Source organism: Hydrogenophaga sp. A37 (genome assembly GCF_002001205.1).
Classification (GTDB): domain Bacteria; phylum Pseudomonadota; class Gammaproteobacteria; order Burkholderiales; family Burkholderiaceae_C; genus Hydrogenophaga.
Map to the genome: position 1 here is coordinate 1 of NZ_MUNZ01000081.1, position 998 is coordinate 998.

General features: G+C 56.6%; 2 protein-coding genes. One reads left to right on the forward strand and one right to left on the reverse strand.

Annotated elements, in window-relative coordinates; translation table 11 throughout:
- Nucleotides 1–49 precede the first annotated feature (49 nt).
- The gene (locus B0E41_RS07250) at nucleotides 50–532 is read right to left on the reverse strand and encodes an SRPBCC family protein (protein ID WP_171984696.1); all 483 of its coding nucleotides are present in this window, start codon (nucleotides 530–532) and stop codon (nucleotides 50–52) included.
- A 63-nt stretch (nucleotides 533–595) separates the two neighbouring features.
- Between B0E41_RS07250 and B0E41_RS07255 the strand changes: the two genes are divergently transcribed.
- Entirely contained in the window at nucleotides 596–964 is a 369-nt protein-coding gene (locus B0E41_RS07255) for a MerR family transcriptional regulator (RefSeq protein ID WP_077330416.1), read from the forward strand.
- Nucleotides 965–998: the final 34 nt, after the last annotated feature.

A 998-nucleotide genomic window follows, 5' to 3' on the forward strand; every position in this document is an offset into this window, starting at 1 on the left:
AAAGATGTTTCTGCCAAACAGACTGTTGAACTCTTCTTCTATGGAAGCCTTACATCAGGAGCGCACGTGATCCTGACGCCTGTCCGGATTCCAAGATCTTCTTTAGACGACGCATTGCCGCATCGGCGCGCTTCTGCATCAACTGTCGAGCGAGGGGCAAAACCGTCCAGCGCGCCATGGGCGCGCTGTTTCTGCTTAGCATGCGCCATTGCACCTTGCACGTATTCAACCCGGCATCCTGGAACTGAATCTCCATGCGCGGCCTCAACAGCGCAAGGGCCCCCTCCGTGACGATTCTCCAAGGCGGGTCGACTTCAATCACTCGAATGCCAACAGAGCGCCGGCCACGCAGCGGCATGAGAAATATCTCGTCGTACTGCTTTCCAACGGTGGCCGGTGCAACATTGTCGCGTGACGTGACTTCCACTACCGCCGGGAACCATTGGGCGAAGTTTGTGAGATTCGTCACGTAGTCGAAGACCCTCACTCTGGGGAGTTCGATGACGACGCTTGTGCTGGCGAGCAAATACATAGGCATCTCCTTGAATTGAAGGTGATGCTAAAGTGTGAACCCCAGTTCACAGTCAAGAACTTTATGGAGATCGCGGAACTCGAAGCGCAAACTGGTCTTGGCCGTGACGCCATCCGGTACTACGAGCGGCGCGGCTTGCTGGGCAAAATCCCCCGCAGCGCAAACAACTATCGCGACTATCCTTCGTCGCTAATAAAAGAAATCAAGCTACTGCGCAGCATGCAGGCGCTCGGCTTTTCTTTAGACGAGATTCATGAGGTGCTGAAGGGATTGCGCTCGGGCGGGATCCATTGCATGGCGGGTGCCCGCCTGCTGGCTGAGAAGCGGCAAAGTGTCGAACAGCAGATTCACAGATTGCGGGAAGTCAGCCGTCTGTTGGCGCACGAGCAGTCGCGCTTGGAGGAACGGGCTCGCCGTCATGACCGGCGATAGCATCAAGCCTGGCCCATCGGGGCTAATGCCCGCT

Coding starts and splice junctions, on each gene's coding strand:
- B0E41_RS07250 (WP_171984696.1), bottom strand. CDS start 532: ATGTATTTGCTCGCCAGCACAAGCGTCGTCATCGAACTCCCCAGAGTG.
- B0E41_RS07255 (WP_077330416.1), top strand. CDS start 596: ATGGAGATCGCGGAACTCGAAGCGCAAACTGGTCTTGGCCGTGACGCC.